21 protein-coding genes are annotated in these 23153 nt (G+C 72.9%); 5 read left to right on the top strand and 16 right to left on the bottom strand.

The genetic code is table 11. The features are described 5' to 3' along the window. Positions 1-177: 177 nt before the first annotated feature. The 3 genes from ACZ60J_RS35175 to ACZ60J_RS35165 form a co-directional block, all read right to left on the bottom strand. Positions 178-1653 (bottom strand): GNAT family N-acetyltransferase, encoded by a 1476-nt coding sequence (locus ACZ60J_RS35175; RefSeq protein WP_469688242.1) that lies wholly within the window; start codon positions 1651-1653, stop codon positions 178-180. A gap of 144 nt (positions 1654-1797) precedes the next feature. Next, entirely contained in the window at positions 1798-3396 is a 1599-nt protein-coding gene (locus ACZ60J_RS35170; RefSeq protein WP_469688241.1) for an alkaline phosphatase D family protein, read from the bottom strand. A gap of 137 nt (positions 3397-3533) precedes the next feature. Further along, entirely contained in the window at positions 3534-4373 is an 840-nt protein-coding gene (locus ACZ60J_RS35165; protein WP_469688240.1) for an alpha/beta fold hydrolase, read from the bottom strand. Between the two features lie 318 nt (positions 4374-4691). Between ACZ60J_RS35165 and ACZ60J_RS35160 the strand changes: the two genes are divergently transcribed. Further along, positions 4692-5453 (top strand): GntR family transcriptional regulator, encoded by a 762-nt coding sequence (locus ACZ60J_RS35160; protein ID WP_469688239.1) that lies wholly within the window; start codon positions 4692-4694, stop codon positions 5451-5453. A gap of 721 nt (positions 5454-6174) precedes the next feature. On the opposite strand, the gene ACZ60J_RS35155 is transcribed toward ACZ60J_RS35160, so the two are convergent. The 3 genes from ACZ60J_RS35155 to ACZ60J_RS35145 form a co-directional block, all read right to left on the bottom strand. Next, positions 6175-7332, bottom strand: coding sequence for an ROK family transcriptional regulator (locus ACZ60J_RS35155; RefSeq protein WP_469688238.1), 1158 nt, complete (start codon positions 7330-7332; stop codon positions 6175-6177). A 175-nt stretch (positions 7333-7507) separates the two neighbouring features. After that, positions 7508-8158, bottom strand: coding sequence for a response regulator (locus tag ACZ60J_RS35150; protein ID WP_469688237.1), 651 nt, complete (start codon positions 8156-8158; stop codon positions 7508-7510). A 4-nt stretch (positions 8159-8162) separates the two neighbouring features. Beyond that, positions 8163-9356 carry a sensor histidine kinase gene (locus ACZ60J_RS35145; RefSeq protein WP_469688236.1) on the bottom strand — a complete coding sequence of 398 codons (1194 nt, stop codon included), beginning with the start codon at positions 9354-9356 and terminating at the stop codon, positions 8163-8165. A gap of 108 nt (positions 9357-9464) precedes the next feature. Here ACZ60J_RS35145 and ACZ60J_RS35140 point away from each other — a divergent pair, with 108 nt between their 5' ends. Both ACZ60J_RS35140 and ACZ60J_RS35135 read left to right on the top strand, forming a co-directional pair. Beyond that, positions 9465-10376 carry an ABC transporter ATP-binding protein gene (locus ACZ60J_RS35140; protein WP_469688235.1) on the top strand — a complete coding sequence of 304 codons (912 nt, stop codon included), beginning with the start codon at positions 9465-9467 and terminating at the stop codon, positions 10374-10376. A 26-nt stretch (positions 10377-10402) separates the two neighbouring features. Next, a complete protein-coding gene (locus tag ACZ60J_RS35135; RefSeq protein WP_469688234.1) occupies positions 10403-11152 on the top strand; it encodes an ABC transporter permease in 750 nt (249 codons plus the stop codon). Between the two features lie 35 nt (positions 11153-11187). Here the strand turns inward: ACZ60J_RS35135 and ACZ60J_RS35130 are convergent, their stop codons facing one another. The 6 genes from ACZ60J_RS35130 to ACZ60J_RS35105 all read right to left on the bottom strand — a co-directional run bounded on the left by ACZ60J_RS35130 (position 11188) and on the right by ACZ60J_RS35105 (position 17280). Next, entirely contained in the window at positions 11188-11841 is a 654-nt protein-coding gene (locus ACZ60J_RS35130; RefSeq protein ID WP_469688233.1) for an HAD family hydrolase, read from the bottom strand. Between the two features lie 41 nt (positions 11842-11882). Then, positions 11883-12461: a G/U mismatch-specific DNA glycosylase gene (mug, locus tag ACZ60J_RS35125; RefSeq protein WP_469688322.1), complete on the bottom strand. Its 579-nt coding sequence runs from the start codon at positions 12459-12461 to the stop codon at positions 11883-11885. Further along, the gene (gene purB / locus ACZ60J_RS35120; RefSeq protein ID WP_469688232.1) at positions 12458-13891 is read right to left on the bottom strand and encodes an adenylosuccinate lyase; all 1434 of its coding nucleotides are present in this window, start codon (positions 13889-13891) and stop codon (positions 12458-12460) included. Before purB ends, mug begins: the two co-directional genes overlap by 4 nt. Positions 13892-14049: 158 nt before the next feature. Then, positions 14050-14841, bottom strand: coding sequence for an SGNH/GDSL hydrolase family protein (locus tag ACZ60J_RS35115; RefSeq protein ID WP_469688231.1), 792 nt, complete (start codon positions 14839-14841; stop codon positions 14050-14052). 82 nt (positions 14842-14923) lie between these two features. After that, entirely contained in the window at positions 14924-15943 is a 1020-nt protein-coding gene (locus ACZ60J_RS35110) for a hemolysin family protein (RefSeq protein ID WP_469688230.1), read from the bottom strand. After that, a complete protein-coding gene (locus ACZ60J_RS35105) occupies positions 15940-17280 on the bottom strand; it encodes a hemolysin family protein (protein WP_469688229.1) in 1341 nt (446 codons plus the stop codon). Before ACZ60J_RS35105 ends, ACZ60J_RS35110 begins: the two co-directional genes overlap by 4 nt. A gap of 395 nt (positions 17281-17675) precedes the next feature. Between ACZ60J_RS35105 and ACZ60J_RS35100 the strand changes: the two genes are divergently transcribed. Both ACZ60J_RS35100 and ACZ60J_RS35095 read left to right on the top strand, forming a co-directional pair. Further along, the gene (locus ACZ60J_RS35100; protein WP_469688228.1) at positions 17676-18107 is read left to right on the top strand and encodes a GNAT family N-acetyltransferase; all 432 of its coding nucleotides are present in this window, start codon (positions 17676-17678) and stop codon (positions 18105-18107) included. Next, positions 18104-18745 carry a hypothetical protein gene (locus tag ACZ60J_RS35095; RefSeq protein WP_469688227.1) on the top strand — a complete coding sequence of 214 codons (642 nt, stop codon included), beginning with the start codon at positions 18104-18106 and terminating at the stop codon, positions 18743-18745. Before ACZ60J_RS35100 ends, ACZ60J_RS35095 begins: the two co-directional genes overlap by 4 nt. Positions 18746-18822: 77 nt before the next feature. On the opposite strand, the gene ACZ60J_RS35090 is transcribed toward ACZ60J_RS35095, so the two are convergent. The 4 genes from ACZ60J_RS35090 to bioB all read right to left on the bottom strand — a co-directional run bounded on the left by ACZ60J_RS35090 (position 18823) and on the right by bioB (position 23063). Then, positions 18823-19689, bottom strand: coding sequence for a DMT family transporter (locus ACZ60J_RS35090; protein ID WP_469688226.1), 867 nt, complete (start codon positions 19687-19689; stop codon positions 18823-18825). Between the two features lie 98 nt (positions 19690-19787). Then, positions 19788-20489, bottom strand: a complete 702-nt coding sequence (gene bioD / locus ACZ60J_RS35085) for a dethiobiotin synthase (protein ID WP_469688225.1) — start codon at positions 20487-20489, stop codon at positions 19788-19790. Between the two features lie 23 nt (positions 20490-20512). Next, a complete protein-coding gene (locus ACZ60J_RS35080; RefSeq protein WP_469688224.1) occupies positions 20513-21835 on the bottom strand; it encodes an adenosylmethionine--8-amino-7-oxononanoate transaminase in 1323 nt (440 codons plus the stop codon). Next, positions 21828-23063 carry a biotin synthase BioB gene (bioB, locus tag ACZ60J_RS35075; protein ID WP_469688223.1) on the bottom strand — a complete coding sequence of 412 codons (1236 nt, stop codon included), beginning with the start codon at positions 23061-23063 and terminating at the stop codon, positions 21828-21830. Before bioB ends, ACZ60J_RS35080 begins: the two co-directional genes overlap by 8 nt. Positions 23064-23153 lie beyond the last annotated feature (90 nt).

The following is a 23153-nucleotide window of genomic DNA, read 5'->3' as shown; positions in this document are numbered from 1 at the left end:
TGACAGGAAGGTCGACGGCCTGCTGACGCGAAGCGCCGGCCTGCCGACGTGAAGATCGTCAGCAGACCGGCGCAGGGGCTGGCGGCGCCCCGCGAGCTCATGGCCGTACGGGTTCACCTGAGCGCGGAGCAGCGCCTGCGGCCCGCGCGGGGCCTGGCCGGATCGTGTGGCTCAGGGTCACTGCCGACCGCGCGGCAGGCCGCGGGATTCGCCCGGGAGCTCGTACGGGACCTCGTACGGCAGCCGGGAGCTGACCGGGGTCGCGTCCAGCCGGGCCGTGATCACCAAGGTGCCCTCCTCGATCTGGTAGTCGAGGGGGAGCCCGAGACCGCGCATGGCGGCGACCATGCCGGTGTTCTGGGCCTGGGTGACGGCGTACACGCTGTCGCATCCGGCCTCGACGGCCATCCCGATCAGCCGGCCCAGCAGCTCGGAGCCGATGCCGCGGCGCTGCCAGTCGTCCTCGATGAGCAGCGCCACCTCGGTCTCGTCGCCGTCCCAGAGCAGGTGGCCGAGGGCCACGAGCTTGCCGGAGGCGGTGGTCGCCGCGAGGGTGCGGCCGAAGCGCGGGCTCAGCAGGTGGCCGAGGTAGCGGTCGGCGTCGGCGACGGGGCCGTGGTAGCGCAGGCCGAGGGTGCGCTCCGAGCAGCGGTCGTGCATGGCGCGGGCTGCGGGCAGGTCGGAGCCGTCGGCGCGGCGGACGGTGATCTCGTTGCCCTCGGGGAGGGTCAGTACGTCCCGGCTGCGCGGGACCCGCGGCCCGAGCCGGGCGTCCAGCTCCACGAGCGCACGGGCGCGGGCGAACTCGGTCGGGGTGAAGGGCAGGTAGGGCCGCTCGATGGTGATGGCGCCGCCGGACGGGTCGCGCAGCCGCATGACCGTGGCCTCCAGGACGCCTTCGACGGGCGCGTCGGCGCCCGCGTTGGGGCGCCCGGAGAGGGTGGTCGCCGGGATCGAGTGGATGGTGCACCGGCCGAGCAGCTGGCGCAGGGCGAGCGGCAGTTCGGCGGCGTCCAGTGCGGTGCGGGTGGCCAGTCCCAGGACGCGGGTCGGGGTGTCGACCAGGTCGTGGGCGTCGGCGCGCTCGATCCAGGTGCTGTGGCCGCCGGCGCCGGCGATGGCCCGGGTGAGCTCGGCGGAGGGAAGCTGCTGCGGGGCGCGCAGCAGGAACTCGTCCACCGTGCCGCCCTCGGGGAGGGGGTGCGTCTGCAGGGTCAGGATGTCGACCCCGCTGCGGGCGAGGGCGGTGCAGAGCGCGGCGAGGCTGCCGGGCTCGTCGCGCACGGTCGTCCGCATCCGCCACAGGGCGGAGGCCGACGGGGCGTCCGTACCGGCCGGGCGGGCCGCCTCCGTGACCGCCCCGGTGCCCGTACCAGTACGGGCATCCGCGGCGGCCGGGTCCGGGAGCGCGGTGTCCGTGGGAGGCGGCGCATGGCTGTGGCGGCGTGCCCACCAGGTGTGGAACGCCGCCGTGACCAGGAGTGCGACGGCCGAGGCGACGAGCAGCACCGGGCCCCGGGGGCCGTGCACGACGAGATTGGCGATGGCGTCGGCGACCGCGACGGCGCAGAAGAGTGCGGCGAGTTCGACGACGTCGCGGCGCCAGTGGTGGCGGTGGGGACGGTGGGCAGAGGCAGGAATACGCTCAGTCATGCAGACCACTGTGACGCAGGGGTGTTGCGTGATCACGAACGATCTGTGACCGACTGGTTAAGGATCCATCTGGCCGATTTCGCCCTGTTTTCCGGCCGATTTCAGGTGTGGGACCGGGCCGGGCCGGACCGAACCGACCGGCCCCTACTGTCCCACCCGTCCGGGCTGCAGGGTCCGCGTGAACAGTACGCCGCCGCCCTGACGGCGCAGCCGGACGGTGAGCTCGCCGCACTCCCCGTCGATCTCGACCTCCCCGTAGTACGGGGGGTTCTCGGACGGGGACATGTTGGCGAAGGGCGCGGACTGGACGAACGCCGTCTCCGGGCCGAAGGTGGCGTCCAGCCGCCCGGCGGGGAAACCGCCCGCACCGATGGGGCCCGAGACGAACTCCCAGAAGGGGGCGAAGTCGCCGAAGGCGGCACGCTCGGGCGCGTAGTGGTTCGCGGCCGTGTAGTGGACGTCGGCGGTGAGCCAGAGGGTGCCGGTGATGTGCTGGTGCTTGATGTGGCGCAGCAGCTCGGCGATCTGCAGTTCGCGCCCGAGCGGTGCGCCGGGGTCGCCCTGGGCGACGGCCTCGAAGTTCGTGGCCCCGTCGGCCACCACGATGCCCAGCGGCATGTCGGCGGCGATCACCTTCCAGGTGGCGCGGGAGCGCGACAGCTCGCGCTTGATCCACGCCAGCTGCTCGGGTCCGAGGATGCCGACGGGGTCGTCGGTCTGGCGGCCGGGGGAGTTCGGGTCGCGGTGGGTGCGCATGTCGAGGACGAACACGTCGAGCAGCGGCCCGTGGCGCACCACCTGGTACATCCGCCCTTCGGCGCGGCCTCCGCGCAGGTCGGTGACCGGGAAGTACTCGCCGAAGGCCCGCCGGGCCCGGCCGGCGAGGGTGTCGACGTCCTTCACGGTGTAGCGGGGATCGTCGAGGATCTGGCCGGGGTACCAGTTGTTGCGCACCTCGTGGTCGTCCCACTGGGCGAGGACCGGCACCTGGGCGTTGAAATCGCGCAGGTTGCGGTCGAGCAGGTTGTAGCGGAAGTTGCCCCGGAACTCGGAGAGGGTCTCGGCCACCTTCGCCTTCTCCTCGGTGGTCACGTTGTGCCACAGGGTTCCGTCGCGCAGCGGCACGGAGGCCTGGATCGGCCCGTCGGCGTAGATCGTGTCCCCGCTGAACAGGAAGAAATCGGGGTCCCGCAGCCGCATCTCGTCGAAGACGCGGTAACCGCCGAGCTCCGGGTTGATTCCCCAGCCCTGGCCGGCGAGGTCCCCGGACCACAGGAAGCGCACGTCGCGTCGGCGGGAGGCGGGGGCGGTCCGGAAGGTTCCGTGGACCGGCTCGCCGCTGCGGCGCGGATCGTCGGGGTCGGCGAGGAGCACCCGGTAGTGGATCTGCTGCCCGGGCGGGAGCTCGCGCAGGGTGGTGGTGCCGGTGAAATCGGTGTCCGGGCCGAGCAGCGGGCCGCGGTGGCGGCGGACGGCGTACCGGAACGACTCGCTCGGGGAGGTCTCGACGTACATCCGCGCGGGCCGGTCGGAACGCGTCCAGACGGTGGCCGAGTGGGCGGTGATCTCGCCGGACTGGACCCCCCAGAAGGCGTTCGGGCGGTCGGAGCGGACGAAGGCGGGCACCGCCGCGTGGGCGGGCGTGGCGAGGGCGCCCGTGAGGGCGCTGGACAGGGCGAGGCCCACCGGAACGGCGAGGGAACCGCCGAGCAGGGAGCGTCGGGTGTGCGGCAGAGGTGCCATCGGTGCGTCTCCAGAGGCCGGCGGGGACGGGCCGGACCAGTGTGCCGCCGTACACCAGCCGCACACCGGACCGCCCACGTCGGGCGCGCGAACCATGCGTGAACACTGGTGCGCACGGCCGACGCCCCGTCAACACCTCATCGGGCGCGGGCGGTTGTGTCCAGGATGACGCGGGCGACCAGGGCCGGGTCGTCGTTCATGGGCACGTGGCCGCAGCCGTCGAGCCTGACGAGGCGCGCGCCGGGGATGGTGTGCTTGGCGCGGATGCCCTGTCGGCGCAGGAGCAGCCGGTCGCGACTGCCCCAGGCGATGGTGACGGGCAGACCGGGCACGTCCGCGGTGAACCGTACGGAGCCGCCCGCGGCCAGGGTCTGCTCGAAACCGGTGGCCTCCCGCAGGGCGACGGTCTCGGCGACCACGGAGTCGGGCGAACGCCGACCCGGTCGCGCGTAGATGCTGCCGGTGAGCGCGGCGCGTCCGGCGGAACTGCGGGCGAGCCGCTCCACGGCGGAGCGGGGCAGGGCGCCGGCGCCCGCGCGCATCGCGCGCAGTGCGGTGAAGGCGTAGCGGCGTTCCCCCTCCGACCAGAACCCGGCGGGGGAGAGGGCAGTGACCGAGCGCGCCAGGCCGACGCGCCCCATCTCCAGGGCGAGCAGCCCGCCGAGGGAGTTGCCCGCAACGTGCGGCCGCTCGATGCCGAGCGCCGTGCAGAGCGCGCCGAGCGCCGGGGCGATGGTGCCCAGATCGTACGGAACCCCGTGCGGCAGCGGCTCCGAGGCGCCGAAGCCGGGCAGGTCGACGGCGATCACGTCGTACTCGGCGGCCAGGACGTCGGTCACCGGGTGCCACGCCTGGAGGTGGTGGCCGATGCCGTGGAGCAGCAGGAGAGGCTCGCCCGCGCCCTTGCGCTCGTAGGCGGCGGTGGTGGTGCGGGGGCCTAGCGGCGAATCGATCGTGAAGGAGACCGTGGCGGTCATGCTGCTCCTCGTCGGGGGTCGGGCGGCATCGGCGGCCGTGTGAGACGGCTTGTCAGTAGTGTCTCCCGACCGGTTACCGACCGGTAGTCCCTGGGGGCAGGGCTTCGACTTTCCGGGCGCTCTCCGCGGCCCTCGCGAACATCCCGTGAACAGCTTGATGCATATGCCCGATCTGCCCGGTAAAGCGGTGAGCATTGGTCTTGACCAAGGGGGTGCGCAGTCTTATCGTCGCAGGCATAGTGCAGGAACCTTTAATAAACAAAGGCGCGGAACTCACGCTGGAACACGGCGAGTGCGGCGATTGCAGGAGGAGTCAGGGTGGGGACCATGCAGCTCGAATCGGTGCCGGAGCCGAAGTACTTGCACCTCAAGACCGTCCTCAGTGAGGCGCTCGACCAGGACTTCGCCGTGGGCGAGATCCTGCCGAACGAGCGCGAGCTCGCCGCCCGCTTCGGTGTCGCCCGGGCGACCCTGCGCCAGGCCCTGGAGCAGCTCGAGCTCGAAGGCCGCCTCCAGCGCCGCCGGGGCGTCGGCACCACCGTCGCCCCGCCGCGCGTCGGCGTCGATGTCGGCGGTGCGCAGCACAGCTGGCCCGGCGAGAGCGTCGACGGGTGGGAGCCCGTGGACGCGGCGGAAGAAGCCGTGGTGTCCCCCGCCCTCCTGAAGCTCCTCGGGACCACCCCCGGCGAGATGGTGCTCGCGGTGCGCCGCAGCCGCGTCGAGCAAGGCCAGGTCCTCGCCGCCGAGCTGCTGTACGTGCCGGCCTCCTCGGTGCCCGGCCTCTCCGCGATCGACGCCCCGGCCGGTCCGGCGCGTGCCCGCGCCGTCATGCGCGAGCTGCAGAAGCTGGTCCTCGACGGGCAGGACCGCTCGGTGGAGCTCGGCTCCGCCCGTCCTGAGGACGCGAAGGAACTGGACCGCCTGCCCGGCGCCCCGGTCCTGCTGGTCACCACCCGCTACTTCACGGAGGCGGGCACGGCGGCCGTCTCGGTGGCCACCTACCGTGCGGACACCTGCCGACTGACCTTCGGCGACTCGGGCGACGTGCAGATCACCCACGACACGCGGGTCGCTTCCTGACCACCGGCTGAGACCGGGCCTCATCCTGGGCGCCGGCTCGTCGCGGGTAGGGTCCCGATCACTGGCTGATCCCGGGGTGGGTCCTGACGATCTGCTGGGACCGGGCCTCATCCTGGGCGCCGGCTCGTCGCGGGCCGGGTCCTGATCACTGGCTGATCCCGGGGTGGGTCCTGACGATCTGCTGGGACCGGGCCTCATCCTGGGCGTCGGCTTGTCACGTGCCGCGTCCCGATCACCGGCTGATCCCGGGGCGGGTTCGGGCCGTCGGCTGATACCGGGCCGCGTCCGGGCTGCCAGCTTTCGTGGGCCTCTTCGCGGGCGTCGGCTGATCCCGGGCCGGTTCCTGATGATCGGCTGGGACCGGGCCTTGTCCTGGGCGTCGGCTTGTCACGTGCCGCGTCCCGATCACCGGCTGTTCCCGGGCCGCGTTCGGGTTATCGGCTGTTCCCGGGCCGCGTCCGGGCTGTCGGCTTTCGTGGGCCTCTTCGCGGGCGTCGGCTGATATCGGGGCCACCACGGGGGTGGCGGGCCCTTCGGCCTCCCCGGCCCGTACGGCGTTCCTCTCCGGGGGCTCACCGGTGCGGAATCCGGGGCCCGGCCGCGCGGGGACCCGGGCGGTGGTCGCACGCGCGCGGATCCTTGAACCCCACTCCGCGCCCCCGGAGCAACCGGCGGCAGCAGCGGGGCCCCCGCCTGTGAGCCCGTACCACCCCCGGAGGGATCAGCGGCGCCGGGCGGTGACCGTCTTCTCCACCGCGAACAGTTCTTCCTCCACGTGGTCCAGCGCCAGCCGCAGCGCTCCCGTGGCCACCGCCGCCTCGCCCAGCAGGGACAGCGCCACGCGCGGCGGGCGCAGGCAGTAGCGCTCCAGCTCCCGGCGGAGGGGATCCAGTACCCCGTCCAGCCCGGCCGCCCAGCCGCCGACCACGACGAGCTCCGGATCCATCGCCAGGACCAGCGCGGCCACGTCGTGGACCAGCCGCTGGATGAACCGCTCCACCGCGGCCACCGCGCCCACGTCCCCGCGCCTGGCCATCGCGAAGACCTCCGCCACCGCCCGTTCGTCCAGGGGGTGCAGGGGTTCGCCGGTCGTCGAGAGCAGCTTCTCGGGCGTGACCTCACGGCCCAGCAGGTGCAGTGCGCCGATCTCCCCGGCCGCCCCGCCGAAGCCGCGGTGCAGCCGGCCCCCGATCAGGGAACCCGCTCCCGGGCTGAGCCCGGCCATGACGAAGACCATGTCGTCGGTGTCGGTCGCGGCGCCCTTCCAGTGCTCGGCGACCGCCGCGGCGTTGGCGTCGTTCTCCACCTGCACCGGGCAGCGGAACGAGCGGCGCAGCCGTTCCCCGAGCGGCAGCCCGGTCCAGCCGGGCAGGGCCGTGCCGAGACGGACGGTGCCGTCGGCCTCCACGATCCCGGGGCTGCCGACGCCGACCGCCCGCAGGGAGTCCCGGGGTACCCCGGCACGACGCAGCAGATCGGCCACCGCACCGCGGACCCGGTCGAGCCGCTCGTCGGCGGAGGCCGTCTCGGTGACCTCCTTGGTGCCGGCGCCGATCACCCGGCCGTCCAGTCCGGACAGCAGCACCGCGATCCGGTGCGCGCCGATCTCCACGCCGAGCAGGTGCCCCGCCTCCGCCCGGAAGCGGAACCGTCTGGCCGGGCGCCCCTGGCGCCGCGCACCCTCCTCCGCGCCCGCCTCGACGACCAGGCCCGTCCCGATGAGCCCCTCGACGACGCCCTCGACGGTGGGCCGCGAGAGCCCGGTGACCCGGGTGAGGTCAGTGAGCGTCGGCGATTCGGCCGCGCGCAGGGCCCGCAGCACCACGGCGGAGTTGATCCGCCGCAGCAGAGAAGGGTCCCCGCCGGTCAGCTGCCCCAACGTGTGTCCTCCCAGCTAGCGAGCGTGTCAGCCGGATCGTACTGCGCACCGACCGCAGCGGCGAGAAGCGGCCCCCCATAGGCCGGAACCAGACCTTCCCCCGGGTTGTGTCTTTCGGATCTTGCCGGGCGCCGTGGGCCCGGCAAGATCCGAAAGACACGACCCGGGGGACCGGTCATGCGGGAGCTACGAACCCGGACTCGTACGCGGTGATCACGGCCTGGGTCCGGTCCCGCGCCCCCAGCTTCGCCAGGATCGCACTGACGTGGGACTTCACCGTCTCGGTCCCCACGATCAGTTCGCGGGCGATCTCGATGTTGGTCAGCCCCTTGGCCATCAGCCGGAGCACGGCCTCCTCGCGCTCGGTCAGCGCCGCCCGCTCCAGGACCGTCCGCGCCTGCCGGTTGCCGTACTCGGCGGCCAGTGAGCGGACGGCCGAGGGGAAGAGCAGCGTCTCGCCCTCCGCCACCAGCCGGACCGCGTGCACGATCTCCGACGGACGGGCCCGCTTGAGCAGGAACCCGTCCGCGCCGGCCCGCAGCGCCTGGTAGACGTACTCGTCGTTCTCGAAGGTGGTGACCACGAGGATCTTCGGCGGAGCGTCCACGCTCCGCAGGACCGCCCGGGTCGCCTCGATCCCGTCGAGCAGCGGCATCCGTACGTCCATCGCCACGACGTCGGGGCGCAGTTGCCGCACGAGCGGGACCACCGCGGCGCCGTCGGCGGCCTCGCCGATCACCTCGATGTCGGGCTGGGCGTCCAGGACGGCGCGCAGACCCGCGCGCACCAGGGGTTCGTCGTCGACGAGCAGTACGGTAACCGGCATCCGGTCAGCGTATTCGCTCCAGCGGCAGCCGCGCGCGCACCCTCCAACCCCCCTCGTACGGACCGGTCTCGGTGTTCCCGCCGAGCAGTGCGGCCCGCTCCCGCATTCCGCGCAGTCCGGTGCCGCCGCCGGTCATGACGGAGGGCCGGTCCGGCAGCGGATTGGTCACCTCCAGGTCCAGCCGGTCGGCGACCATGCCGATCCGCACCCGTACCGCTACGGGGCCGCAGTGCCGCAGCACATTGGTCAGCGCCTCCTGCAGGATCCGGTACCCCTCCTGGCTCACCGGTTCGGGCAACTGGTCCAGCGGGCCGATCAGTTGTGCGTCGACGGTGGCGCCGGAGGCGCGCGCCGACTCGAACAGCCGGTCGGCCTCCACCAGGGTCGGCCGCTGGGACGGCCGCTGGCCGGACTCGCGCAGGACGCGCAGCACCCGGTCCAGGTCCTCCAACGCGGCCCGGCCCGTCTCCTCGATCGCACTCAGCGCGCGGTCGGTGAACTCCGGATCGCCCGCCGCCCGCGCGGCACCCGCCTGGACGACGGCCACGGTCAGGGCATGGCCGATGGAGTCGTGCAGCTCCCGCGCGATGCGGGTGCGCTCCAACAGCTGCTCGGTGCGCACCTCCAGGGCGGTGAGCTTCTCCGCGGCCGAAGGCCCCAGCAGGCGGCGGGCGATGGCCGTGATCATGTCGCCGAACAGGACCACGACGACGACCAGGAGGACCGGCGGCAGCGGAGCCAGCGCCCACGCGGCCCAGACCGGGAACCCGGCGGGTATCAGGTTCTCGGAGGCGACCCTGCTGCCGAGTCCGGCCGTGACCAGCTGGACCGTGAGCATCGGCAGCCACACCGTCGCGATCATCGTGGCGAGCGAGACGACGAGCCGTATCTCCAGCCACAACAAGGTCCGCCAACGGTCGCTCCACGTCTGGGACCCGACGGTGCTGAAGCTGTTCTCCTCGTCCTCCCGCGCGCCGTTGGCGTCGCGCTCGGAGGGAGTGAGCAGGAACTGCGCCTGGAGTCCTTCGGCCACCCGCATCCAGGGCAGCAGTCCCAGCGGTATCACGAGGACGAGCGGTACCCACGGAGCCGCGGGCTCGATGAACATCCAGACGGCCAACATCAGGATGGGCACGCACAGATGCACCCAGCGCGAGTAGGTCACGGGGCGCAGTACGGCGCGGAACAATCGGTGCATCCCCTCATCGTCGCAGTTCGGGGCGGTGCGGCTCCTCCCCCACGTGGGGGAGAAGGAACCCTCGCATGGGGGAGGAAGGGGGGTGGGGCCGGCAGCGAACCTTGAGGCATGAACAGCATCGAGATCCGAGAACTGACCAAGGAATTCGGCCGGACCCGGGCCGTGGACCACCTCACCTTCGATGTCATGCCCGGCCGCGTCACCGGCTTCCTCGGACCCAACGGGGCCGGGAAGTCGACCACGATGAGGCTGCTGCTGGGCCTGGACCGGATCACCTCCGGCACGGCCACCATCGGCGGCCGGCGGTTCACCGAACTCCCCGACCCCCTCCACCGGGTCGGGGCCCTGCTGGACGCGCAGGCGGCGCACGGCGGCCGCACCGCCCGGGACCACCTGCGCTTCCTCGCCGCGGCCAACCGCATCCCGATGAGCCGGGTGGAAGCGGTCCTGGAGCAGTCGGGGATCGCCTCCGCGGCCAAGAGGCGGATCAAGACCTTCTCCCTGGGCATGCGTCAGCGCCTCGGCATAGCGGCCGCACTGCTCGGAGACCCGGAAGTGCTCCTCCTGGACGAGCCCACCAACGGCCTCGACCCCGAGGGCATCATCTGGATCCGGGAGCTGATGCGCGGCCTGGCCGCCGAGGGGCGCACGGTCCTCGTCTCCAGCCACCTGATGACCGAGACGGCGGCCCTCGTCGACCATCTGATCGTGCTCGGGCAGGGCAGGCTGCTGGCCGACACCTCCATAGAGGAGTTCATCGACTCCCGCAGCACCCCGAGGGTGCGGCTGCGCACCACGGACCCCGTCCGGCTCCGGGCCACCCTGGCCCGGGACGACTTCGAGCTGGTCACCGCCGAGGGCGGGCGGTGGACCGTGGACGGCATACAGGCCGAGCAGCTCGGTGTCATCGCCGCCCGCGAAGGCATCCCGATGCTGGAACTGATCGACGAGCGGGCCTCCCTGGAGCAGGCCTACCTCGATCTCACCGCGGACAGCGCCCAGTTCGCCGCAACCCGCTGACCCACACCTTCCAAGGAGGCCTCCCCATGAGCACCGCTCTGCCCACCGTCCCCGTCCTGCACTCGGAATGGATCAAGATACGGTCCCTGCGCGGCACCTTCGGGGCGCTGATAGCCGTCTTCGCCGCCACCGCGGGGATCCAGACGCTGACGGCCTGGCTGATCGGCGACGCGGAGGCGGGCAGCATGGGGGACGATCCGCTCCTCGCGGGCTTCTACGGCCTCAACTTCGGCCAGATAGCCGCCTTCGCCTTCGGCGCGACCGCATTGTCGTCCGAGTTCCACAACGGCGCCCTGCGCACGTCGCTCACGGCGGTACCCAACCGGGCGCGGCTCTACCTCTCGAAGATGGCCGTGATCGGCGTGCTCGCCTTCCTGGTGGGTCAGCTGACCGGACTGGCCACCTTCGTCGGTGGACAGGCGTTCATGGGCCCCTACACCGTGGAACTGGGCGGTCCGGGCACCTACCGCGCCATCTTCGGCTGCGGTGTCTACCTCGCGCTGATGGCCCTGTTGTCAGCGGGACTGACGGCGGTTCTGCGCAGCACGACGGCCGTCCTGAGCCTGCTCATACCCTTCACACTGATCGTCTCGTTCGTCCTCGCGGCGCACGCCGGGGGCATCGCCCGGTACCTTCCGGACCGTGCGGGCCAGATGATGATGCGGCTGGACACCTCGGTGGGTCTCGCCCCCTGGGCCGGGCTCGGGGTCCTGGCCCTGTGGGCGCTGGCCGCGGTGGGCGGCGGCTGGCTGGCGCTCCGGCGGCGGGACGCCTGACCCTGTCGGCCGCGGGACCCCGCCGTCCGGCGGGGTCAGTGGCCGGCGAGGAGGGCGGGGAGAGCGCGCATGTCGTCGAAGACGACGGTCCCGGGGCCTTCGAGCTGCTCGGCGGGGGTCAGCCCGCCGGCGTAGCCGAAGGCCCGCATCCCGGCGGCGCGGGCCGCCTGGACGCCGGGGCGGCTGTCCTCGACGACCGCGCAGGCGGCGGGATCGACGCCCATCCGCCGGGCGGCGTACAGGAAGAGGTCCGGGGCGGGCTTGCCGCGGGAGACCTCGGTGGCGCTGTGGATGCGGCCTTCGAAGCGTGCGTAGAGGCCGGTACGGCCGAGGGTGTGCCGCATCTTCTCGTGCGAGCCGCTGGAGGCGACGCACGTCGGCAGGGTGATCGCGTCGAGCGCCTGGGGCAGACCATCCACGGGCGACAGCCCCGAGTCCACGGCCTCCCGGTGGAGTTGCTCGAAACGGTCCCACCAGTGGGCGGCCACATCGGGGCCGAGCCGGCCGGTGATCTGCTCGCGGATGGAGGCGGAGGAGCGTCCGATGAACCGGTCGATGACCTCGGCTTCGGTGAGCGGCCAGCCGAGCTCCGCGCCCAGAGCTACCTGGACCCGGGCGGCTATGCGTTCGCTGTCGACGAGGACCCCGTCGCAGTCGAAGATCACGAGTTCGATCGGCTTGTTGATCATCCCCGGATGATAGATCCCTGTCCCGGGGCGGCCGAGGCGGGCTAGGGATCGACGTCGGCGGGATCGATGGGATCGGCGGACTCGGCGGACTCGGCGGCTGCGCGGAGGCGGGCGTACTCCTGGGCCATGGCGGCGGCGGTCCAGCGGGCGTTGAGGCCGCTGGGGTTGGGCAGGGCCCAGATCCGGGTGGCGCCGATGGTCCGCTCCTGGGGGCCGATCTGGGCCTTCCGGTCGCCGAAGGCGGTGCGGTAGGCGGTGACTCCGACCAGGGCCAGCCATTGGGGGCGCAGGAGCTCCACCTTGGCCGTCAGGATGCGGCCTCCCTCGCGGAACTCCTCGGTGCTCAGCTCGTCGGCGCGGGCCGTGGCGCGGGCCACGACGTTCGTGATGCCGAGGCGGTAGGTCGGCAGTTCTTCCTGCTCGGCGGGGGAGAGGAGCCGCGGAGTGAACCCCGACATGTGCAGGACCGGCCAGAAGCGGTTGCCGGGGCGGGCGAAGTGGTGGCCCGTCGCGGCGGAGAGGAGGCCCGGGTTGATGCCGCAGAAGAGGACACGAAGACCGCCCGCGACCACGTCCGGGAGGACGCGGTCACGGGCGGCGTTCAGCTCTTCGGGGGTCAGAGGATCGACCCGGGGGTGTAGCCGGCGGCCTCGGGGTGCTCCTTGGCGATCTCCTCGATGCGCGAGACCACCGCGGCGACCTGGTCGCCCGCCGCGCCGGTGAAGGAGAGCTTGTCGGCCATCAGGGCGTCCAGCTGGGCCCGGTCGAGCGGCATGCGCTCGTCGGCGGCCAGCTTCTCCAGCAGCTCGTTGCGCTCGGCACCCTGCTCGCGCATGGCGAGCGCGGAGGCCACCGCGTGCTCCTTGATGACCTCGTGGGCGGACTCGCGGCCCACCCCGGCCCGCACGGCGCCCATCAGGACCTTCGTGGTGGCGAGGAAGGGGAGGTAGCGGTCCAGCTCGCGGGCCACGACGGCCGGGAAGGCGCCGAACTCGTCGAGCACCGTCAGGAAGGTCTCCATCAGGCCGTCGAGGGCGAAGAACGCGTCGGGCAGCGCAACCCGGCGGACCACGGAGCAGGAGACGTCGCCCTCGTTCCACTGGTCGCCGGCCAGCTCGCCGGTCATCGACGCGTAGCCGCGCAGGATGACCATCAGGCCGTTCACGCGCTCGCAGGAGCGGGTGTTCATCTTGTGCGGCATCGCGGAGGAGCCGACCTGGCCGGGCTTGAAGCCCTCGGTCACCAGCTCGTGGCCGGCCATCAGGCGGATCGTCTTGGCGATGGAGGAAGGGGCCGCGGCCAGCTGGACCAGGGCGGTGACCACGTCGTAGTCGAGCGAGCGCGGGTAGACCTGGCCGACCGAGGTGAAGGCCTGGCCGAAGCCGAGGTGGGCCGCGATCCGCTGCTCCAGGTCGGCCAGCTTCGCGGCGTCGCCGCCCAGCAGGTCGAGCATGTCCTGCGAGGTGCCGACCGGGCCCTTGATGCCGCGCAGCGGGTAGCGGGTCAGCAGGTCGTCCAGGCGGCCGTACGCGACCAGCAGCTCGTCGGCCGCGGTGGCGAAGCGCTTGCCCAGGGTGGTCGCCTGAGCGGCGACGTTGTGGGAGCGGCCGGCCATGACCAGCTCGGCGTGCTCGCCGGCCAGCTTGCCGAGGCGGGCGAGGACGGCGACCGTGCGGTCCCGGACCAGTTCCAGCGAGAGCCGGATCTGGAGCTGCTCGACGTTCTCGGTGAGGTCGCGGGAGGTCATGCCCTTGTGGACGTGCTCGTGGCCGGCGAGGTCGTTGAACTCCTCGATGCGGGCCTTCACGTCGTGCCGGCTGATCTTCTCGCGCTCGGCGATGGAGGCGAGGTCGACGGTCTCCAGGACGCGCTCGTAGTCGGCGAGGGCCTCGTCGGGGACCTCGATGCCGAGATCCTTCTGGGCGCGGAGCACGGCGAGCCACAGCCGCCGCTCCAGCGTCACCTTGTACTCGGGGGACCACAGGACGGCGAGCTCCGCGGAGGCGTAGCGGCCGGCCAGGACATTGGGGATGCGGGGCTTGGCAGTCACGTAAAGGGATTCTACTTGGGCCTCGGCTGTGCGTTTACGCAGGTAGGGGACCCGGCCCGGATTGTGGCTTGCTACGAGAGCGGGCGGGCGCGGGCCGGGGCGGGTGCAAGGCGGCCACGGGCCGCTCCGTGGGCCCGGCAAGATCCGGAAGGGACGGCCTAGACGAGCCGGTCGCCCGCCGGAGCCTCGTACGGCAGGAGGTCCGGGCGCTTGGCGGGGCGGCCGTCCCCGCTGGAGCGGCCCGTCAGGCGCCGGCCCACCCAGGGGAGCAGGTGCTGCCGGGCGAAACTGAGGTCCTGCGAGCGGCGCGCGGTCCAGCCGGGGGGCACGGCGGGCGGGAGGTCGGCGTTCCAGTCCGCCTCGGGCGGCAGGCCCAGGGTCTGCCAGACCGCCTCCGCGACCCTGCGGTGGCCTTCGGCCGTCAGGTGCAGCCGGTCCACGTCCCACATCCGCGGATCGCCGAGCGCGGCGGATCCGTACAGGTCGACCACGAGGGCGCCGTGGCGCGCGGCGAGCTCCTCGATGATGACGAAGAGCTCCTCCATGCGCGGGCGGAAACGTTCCATCACGGGGCCGTTGCGGCCCGGCGAGCGCATCAGGACCAGCGTCCCGCAGGAGGGCGCCAGCAGGCCGACGGCCTCCTCCAGGTGCCCGCGCACCCGCCCCATGTCCACCTTGGGACGCAGGGTGTCGTTCAGCCCGCCGACCAGGGTCACCACATCGGCGCCCATCTCGGCGGCGGCGGGCGCCTGCTCGCCGGCGATCTGCCCGATCAGCTTGCCGCGGACCGCGAGGTTCGCGTAGCGGAAGCCCGGCTCGCGGGCGGCGAGGCGGTCGGCGAGCAGATCGGCCCAGCCCCGGTAGGAGCCGTCGGGGAGCAGGTCCGACATGCCTTCGGTGAAGGAGTCGCCGACCGCGACAAAACTGGTGTACCGCACATTCATCTCCATGGCGGGAGCGATGCTACCGCGCGGTACCCCCGGCCCGCAGGCGGGCCGGGGGTACCGGGGTGCATACGTGGTGCTCCTGCCGCTAGGTCGAAGCCGGCCGGCCGAACAGCTCCCGCAGCAGGTCCTCCATGGTGACCAGGCCCGTCATGACCCCGTCCGGAGCGAGCACCGCGGCCAGGTGCGTACGGCTGCGCCGCATCGCGGTCAGCGCGTCGTCCAGCGGCGTCTCCGCCCGGACCTGCGCGATGGGCCGCAGTGCGCTGACCGGGAAGGGCTCGTCCCGCTCCGTCGCGTCCAGCGCGTCCTTGACGTGCAGGTACCCGAGGATCCGGCCCTGCGCGTCGATCATCGGGAACCGGGAGTACCCCGACTCGGCCGACAGCCGCTCCAGTCCGGCCGGCGTGATGCCCTCGCGGGCCGGAACCACCCGGTCCGCCGGCAGCACCACATCGGTCACCGGCCGCCGCCCCAGTTCCAGGGCGTCGTGCAGCCGCTCGCTCGCACGGTCGTCGATGAGCCCCGCGTCACTGGAGTCCTTGACGATCCGGGCCAGCTCGTCGTCCGAGAACGTCGCCGCGACCTCGTCCTTGACCTCCACCCGCAGCAGGCGCAGCAGGGTGTTGGCGAAGGCGTTGATCGCGAAGATCACCGGCCTCAGCCCCCGCGTGAGGGCCACCAGCGGCGGACCCAGCACCAGGGCGGTCCGCACCGGCTCGGCCAGGGCGACGTTCTTCGGCAGCATCTCGCCGAAGAGCATGTGCAGGTACGTGGCCAGGGCCAGCGCCACCACGAAGGAGATCGCGTGGGTCAGCCCGGACGGCACCCCGAGGAAGTCGAACGCCGGGGTCAGCAGGTGGGCGATGGCCGGCTCGGCCACCACACCCAGCACCAGGGTGCACAGCGTGATGCCCAGCTGGGCCGCCGCCATGAGCGCCGACACGTGCTCCAGGCCCCACAGCACGGCACGCGCCCTGCGGTCGCCCTGCTCGGCGTACGTCTCGATCTGGCTGCGCCGGACCGAGATCATGGCGAACTCCGCGCCGACGAAGAAGGCGTTGACGACCAGGGTCGCCAGGCCGATCAGCAACTGGACGGCGGTCATCGGGCCTCCTCCACACCATCACCGGGAGCAGCTTCGACCGGCACGTGCAACAGCACCCGCGCGGCCCGCCGCCCACTCGCGTCCACCACGTCCAGCCGCCAGCCGTCGAGCTCCAGGCTGTCGCCCACCAGCGGGATCCGGCCCAGCTCGGTCGCTATCAGACCGGCCAGCGTCTCGTACGGGCCGTCCGGCACGCGCAGTCCGATCCGCTGGAGCTGGTCGGTGCGCGCGGAGCCGTCCGCGGAGAACAGGGAGCGCCCGGAGTCGTCCTCCCCGGCCGGGGCCAGGTCGGGGGCCTCGTGCGGGTCGTGCTCGTCGCGTACCTCGCCGACGACCTCCTCGACGATGTCCTCCAGCGTGGCCACACCGGCCGTGCCGCCGTACTCGTCGATGACCACGGCCATCGTCTGCTTCCCGGACAGCCGGTCCAGCAGCCGGTCCACGGTCAGCGACTCCGGTACGAGCAGGGGCTCGCGCAGCAGCTGCGACACCGGGGTGCGGTGCCGGTCCTCCGCAGGCAGGGCCAGTACGTCCTTGATGTGGACGGTGCCGACGACGCTGTCGAGGCTGCCCCGGTAGACGGGGAAGCGGGACAGGCCGGTGGCGAGCGTGGCGTTCGCCACGTCCTCGGCGGTGGTCTGCAGGTCGAGGGCGGTGACCTGGACCCGCGGGGTCATGACGTTCTCCGCGGTCAGGTCGGCGAGGTTCAGGGTCCGCGTGAACAGCTCGGCGGTGTCCTTCTCCAGGGCGCCGGCCCTGGCGGAGTGCCGGGCCAGGGCCGCCAGCTCCTGCGGGGTGCGCGCCGAGGCGAGCTCCTCGGCGGGCTCCATGCCGAACCGGCGGACCATGTGGTTCGCCGTGGTGTTCAGATGGCTGATGAGGGGCCCGAAGGCGCGGCTGAAGACCCGCTGGAAGGTGGCGACCCGCTTGGCGACGGTCAGCGGGGAGGAGATCGCCCAGTTCTTGGGGACGAGCTCGCCCACGACCATCAGGACGACGGTCGACAGCACGGTGCCGAGGATCAGGGCGGTCGAGGAGGCCACGCCGGCGGACAGCCCCATGGATTCGAACGGGCCCTGGAGGAGGGCCGCGATCGAGGGCTTGGAGATCATGCCGATAACCAGGCCGGTCACGGTGATGCCGAGCTGGGCGCCGGAGAGCTGGAACGTCAGGCTGCGGACGGCGGCCAGGGCGCTGTCGGCGCCGCGCTCGCCGCGCTCGACGGCCCGTTCCAGTTCGCTGCGCTCGATGGTCGTCAGCGAGAACTCGGCCGCGACGAAGACTCCGCAGGCAAGGCAGAGCAGCAGCGCCACGACGAGCAGGAGCACTTCGGTCATCGGTCCTTCACCTCCGTCCCATGATCAGTCAGGAGGAGGAGTGTCGCGCGCTGTCGCGGACGGGAAGGGTGGGGACTGGGAGGCTCGCCCATGGGCGGACGCTCACACCTTTCGTTGGAGGGGCGGAGGAGAACTGCTGCTCCCATAGTAAAGGAAAGGCAAAGCGGGCGGATCATCCGTTCGGCGGAGCGTGTCGGCCGGACGGGAGCGCCGCGCTTCGCTCTGCGGTGTTCCGATGGTGCCGGATGCGAACGACCTTCGCATCCTGCCCGCGTCGGCCTGCGGTGGGACGGACCCGGGAGGGGCGCTCCCCGTGCGGTCCCGTGCCTCCCGGTGCGTCTCGCTGGGCGGAAGTCGGTGGCGGGGCACCGGCCCGTCGTGTTTGGCTCCGCAGCATGACTGATCTGCACATACGCCCCGCCGTGGCGGCCGACGCCGAGACCGTCCTCGCCTTCTGGAAGGAAGCCGCCGAGGGCACGTCGATCACTGACGACGCGAACGGCGTGACCCAGCTCGTCACCCGCGATCCCGAGGCGCTGATCCTCGCGGAACGCGACGGGGTCCTGGTCGGCTCCGTGATCGCGGGCTGGGACGGCTGGCGGGCGTCCCTGTACCGACTCGCCGTCCTGCCCTCCCACCGTCGCCAGGGGATCGCCACTGCGCTCCTCGACGCGGCCGAGCGGCGTTTCGTCGCCCTGGGGGGCCGCCGCGGTGACGCGATGGTCCTGGAGGCGAACGAGCGTGCGCAGCAGGCCTGGGCGGCGGCCGGCTACCACCGCGAGGAGCGCTGGCGGCGCTGGGTCAAGCCGCTGGTGGAGACGCCGTGATCCCCGGTCCCCGTACGGGTACCCGTGCCGCCGCGCTCCTCCTGGCGGTCGGAGCGGTCGGAGCGGTCGCGCTGACCGGCTGCGGTACGAGGACCGCGGGGGCCGAGCCCTCGACGCCGTCCGGGATCCCCTCGGCGCCGCCCTCCGTGGACTACGCGGCCCTGGCGGCCGCGGCGGTCGCGCGCCACGACGCGCTGTTCCCCGAGATCGCGGCGCGGTGCGCGGACGTGGGCCCCGGCGCCGCGAGTCCCGGGGCCACGGCGGGACCGCTGCCCGCGGATCCCGAGGCGGGCAAGTACGCGGAGAACCACGCCTACACACAGCAGGCGGAGCTCACCCCGGGGGCCCGTTGCCGGGGCGACGCGCACGCCGCACGGATCAAGGCGGCGTTGGCCGGCGGCTCCGGCGGGAAGAGCGCCCCGCACACGGTGGACGAGCTCCGCGCGGTCCTGACCGGGCTGGGGTACGGATTCGACGCCGGGGGCGTGTACGGATCCGGGGCGGTGAACGTCTCCTTCGTCCTGTCGGTCCCCGAGAGCGGCCCGTGCGTGACGGGCCGTCTCGGCCCGCCGCCGACCGTGAAGGCCCACGGGGTGTACGTCGAGGGCGGCTGCCTGGAGCCCCGCGGAGGCCACTGACGCACGGCGCCCAACTCTCGGAGGCGGCCCGTGCGACAGGCGAGTGGCCCTTCGGGGAGGCCGTGGTGGTGGGCGGGTCATGGCGCGCCGGCGTCGGCGGGGGCGTCGTTCCTGGACAGGGTGAGGATGCCCGCGCAGATCAGGGTCAGGCCCAGGAGCTGCGGCAGCAGCCACCAGTGGGCCCGGAGGTGTTCCTCGTACAGCAGCACTCCCAGGGCGACGCTCACGCCCGCGTCGCCGAGCGTCAGCGCGGGCTGGGAGGCGATCAGCGGGCCGCCCTGCATGGCGTGTTCGAGGAGCAGCAGGGCGCAGATGCCGGCGGCGGCGAAGGCGTAGGTCTCCCAGGTGCGCAGGAAGGCGCCGAGGCCGTCGTCGTCGAGTACGTGCATCGCCGACTTCATCAGGGCGGCGGTCAGCGCGTAGCAGACGGCGGTGGCCGCGCCGAGGCATCCGGCGCGTGTCCGGCCGGGCCGGCGCCGCAGGCCGGTCAGGGTGAGCACGGCCACCGCGACCGCACACGCGGCCAGGGCCAGGACCCACCTGTCGGCCGGAACGTCCGTACGGTTCCCCTTCGGTGAGGCGGCCGCCAGGACGATGCCGAGCCCGGCCACCACTCCTCCCACGGCGAGCCACAACCGCCCCGGCATCCGGGAGCGCGTCACCAGCGAGGCGATCAGGAGCGCGAGCGGCAGCTCCAGTACGAACAGGGGCTGTACGAGGGCCAGCGGGCCCGTGGCCAGGGCCACGGCCTGCCCGGCGCCGGCCGCGACGACCGCCAGGATCCCGCCGAGCCAGAGCGGCTGCCGCAGCAGGTCGAGCACCAGACCGAAGCGGAATCCGTCGCTCTGCGGCACGATGAGCGCCGCCCGCCGCTGGAGCACGGTCGCGAGGGCGTTGCTGAGCGCCGCGAACAGCGCGAAGAGGACCGGTACGAGGAAGCCCACTCCCCGATCCTCAGGTGCCCGGCCGCGACGGCCCACCACGACACCGCCGGGGGAACGGGCGGCGCCGCCCGTTCCCCCGTCCGGCCCCCCGGACGGGGTCAGCCGGTGGGCGCCGACCAGGTTCCGTGGAGGGCGGCGGCGAGCCAGCCGGGCGCCGAGGTGCGGAAGACCGCCGGCGGGAGGGTGCCCGCGCCCGCCGGGACCATGCCCAGGAGGGGGAGGGCGGAGACCGAGGGCAGGTCGGCCAGGTTGCAGCGGGACGCCAGGTCGGGTTCGGCCGGCCAGCTGCCGATGACCACGCCCGGGGAGGTCAGGCCGCGGGCCCGGAGGGCTTCTGCCGTGAGGGCGGTGGAGTTGAGCGTGCCGAGCCCCGCCGGAGCCACGATCAGCACCGGGGCGCCGAGCAGCCGGGCGGCGTCCGCCAGGGTGTGGCCGGACTCGTCGAAGCGGACCAGGAGGCCGCCCGCGCCCTCGACCAGGACCAGATCGTGGGAGAGGGCGAGCTCGCGGGCCGCCTCGGCGATCCGCTCCGGGGAGACCGTCGGGAGTCCCGAGCGCCGGGCCGCCGTGTCCGGGGCCAGCGGCTCCGGATAGCGGGCCAGTTCCGCCGAGGTGACCGCGGAGCCGGCCAGCCGGCCCACCTCCGCCGCGTCCCCGGGCTCGTCCGGGCCGACGCCCGTCTGGGCCGGCTTCAGCACGGCCACCGAGAGGCCCGCCGCGAGCGCGGCCGCCGCGACGGCCGAGGTGACGACCGTCTTGCCGATCTCGGTTCCCGTCCCCGAGACCATCAGCACCGTCATGTCAGGCCTCCAGTACCGTCATGTCAGGCTTCCTTCGCGGCCGCGACCACGGCCCGGCAGATGCGGGCCACGTCGGCGTCGGCCGTGACGAACGGCGGCATCGTGTAGATCAGGTCCCGGAACGGCCGCAGCCAGACGCCCTCCCGGACCGCCGCCGCCGTGGCACGGGCCATGTCGACCGGGCGGTCGAGCTGGATGACGCCGATCGCGCCGAGGACACGTACCTCCCGGACGCCCGGCAGGTCCGCTGCCGGGGCGAGGCCCTCCAGCAGGCCCGCCTCGATGCGCTTGACCTCGCCCTGCCAGTCCTGACCCAGCAGCAGGTCGATGGAGGCCAGGGCCACCGAGGTGGCCAGGGGGTTGCCCATGAAGGTCGGCCCGTGGGCCAGGACCGGGACCTCGCCCTGCGAGATGCCGTCCGCGACCCGTTCCGTGCACAGCGTGGCGGCGAGGGTGAGGTAGCCGCCGGTCAGCGCCTTGCCCAGGCACATCACGTCCGGGGTGATCCCGGCGTGGTCGGCCGCGAACAGCGCGCCCGTGCGGCCGAAGCCCGTGGCGATCTCGTCCAGGATCAGCAGGACGCCGAACTCGTCGCACAGCTCCCGCAGCACCCGCAGGTAGCCCGGGTTGTGGAAGCGCATGCCGCCCGCGCCCTGGACCACCGGCTCCACGATCACGGCCGCCAGTTCGTCAGCGTGCGCGGAGAACAGGGAGCGCAGGTGGGCGACGTAGGACTCGTCGACGGGAGCGGAGAACCCGCTCGGCGGGGCGTCCGCGAAGAGCTGGCGCGGGAGGATGCCCGACCACAGCTCGTGCATGCCGCCCTCGGGATCGCAGACGGCCATCGGCTGCCAGGTGTCCCCGTGGTAGCCGCCCCGCCAGGTGAGCAGGCGGCTCTTCTCGGGGCGCCCCACCGAACGCCAGTACTGCAGGCACATCTTCACCGCGACCTCGACCGAGACCGAGCCCGAGTCGGCGAGGAAGACGTGCTCCAGGCCGGCCGGGGTGAGCTCGACGAGCTTCGCGGCCAGCCGGACGGCCGGCTCGTGCGTGAGCCCGCCGAACATCACGTGCGACATCCGGCCGAGCTGCCCGGTGACCGCCTCGTTGAGCGCCGGGTGGTTGTACCCGTGGATCGCCGACCACCAGGAGGACATGCCGTCGACCAGCTCGTCGTGCCCCTGCGACGGCTCGGCCAGCCGCAGGCGGACCCCCGAGGCGGAGGCGACGACGAGCGGCTCCTGCCGCCCGGGCATCGGGCCGTACGGGTGCCAGACGTGCTGCCGGTCCAGCGCGAGCAGTTCGGCGGCCGGCAGCGCGTCGGGCGAGTGGTGCGGATCAGGCATTGGGAGCGAGATCCGTTCCCGCGCCGCGTCGGCGTACCGCCACCAGGTCGGAGCGGACGTCGCCCGCCTCCGCCTGGGCCGGTACGGGGGCCTCGTGCCCGGCGTGCCCCGAGCAGCCGCCGCACGCCGAACCGCAGCCGGCCGCGTCCGCCGTGGCGGAGGAGCCGCAGACCGGGGCACCGGAGCCCTGCGAGCCGCAGCCGCCGGTGGCCGCCGCGACCTCGGAGCGGTGCGCGGGCAGGGTCGTCGTACCGGCGCCCTCCACCTCGAAACCGGCGTCCGCGATCATGTCGAGGTCGGCCTGTCCGGCCTGGCCCTCACTGGTCAGGTAGTCGCCCAGGAAGATCGAGTTCGCCACGTGCAGGGCCAGCGGCTGCAGGGTGCGCAGGTGCACTTCGCGGCCGCCCGCGATCCGGACCTCGACGTCGGGGCAGACGAAGCGGACCATCGCGAGGATGCGCAGGGCGCGCTGCGGAGTGAGGTTCCACTCCTGGGCCAGCGGGGTTCCCTCGAAGGGGATGAGGAAGTTGACCGGCACCGAGTCGCTGTCGAGCTCGCGCAGCGCGTAGACGACGTCGACGAGGTCCTCGTCGCTCTCGCCCATGCCCGCGATCAGGCCCGAGCAGGCCGACAGGCCGGCGGCGTGCGCCTTCTGCACCGTGTCGACCCGGTCCGCGTAGGTGTGGGTCTTGGTGATCTGGCCGTACGTGGCCTCGGAGGTGTTGAGGTTGTGGTTGTAGGCATCGGCACCCGCGTCCTTCAGGCGCTCGGCCTGGCCGTCCGAGAGCAGACCGAGGCAGGCGCACACCTCGACGCCCTCGTTCTGCTCCTTGATGGCCGCGATCGTCTTGCCGACTCGGTCCACGTCGCGGTCCGTCGGACCGCGCCCGCTCGCCACCAGGCACACCCGCTTGGCCCCGCCGGCGACGCCGGCGGCCGCGGCCTGGGAGGCCTCGTCGGGCTTCAGCCACGTGTACTTGAGGATCTCGGCCTTGGAACCGAGCCGCTGGGAACAGTACGAGCAGTCCTCGGGGCAGAGCCCCGACTTCAGGTTGACCAGGTAGTTCAGCTTGACCCGGCGGCCGAACCACTGTCGGCGCACCTTGCCGGCCGCGGCCACCACGTCGAGCAGTTCGTCGTCAGAGGTCGCCAGCACGGCGAGTGCCTCTTCGCGGGTCGGCAGCTCGCGCCGCAGCCCCTTGTCCACGAGGGTGTTCAGCAGGTCCATGATGCCGATCCTGTCCCACCCGGGCACTCCCGGCCAAGGAGAGATCGAACAACATGGCCGGAAGAGAGTGTGTGTATCGCCACACCTGAC

This window comes from Streptomyces sp. NPDC104226 (genome assembly GCF_055584085.1).
This window is presented reverse-complemented; position numbering and strand designations above follow the sequence as displayed.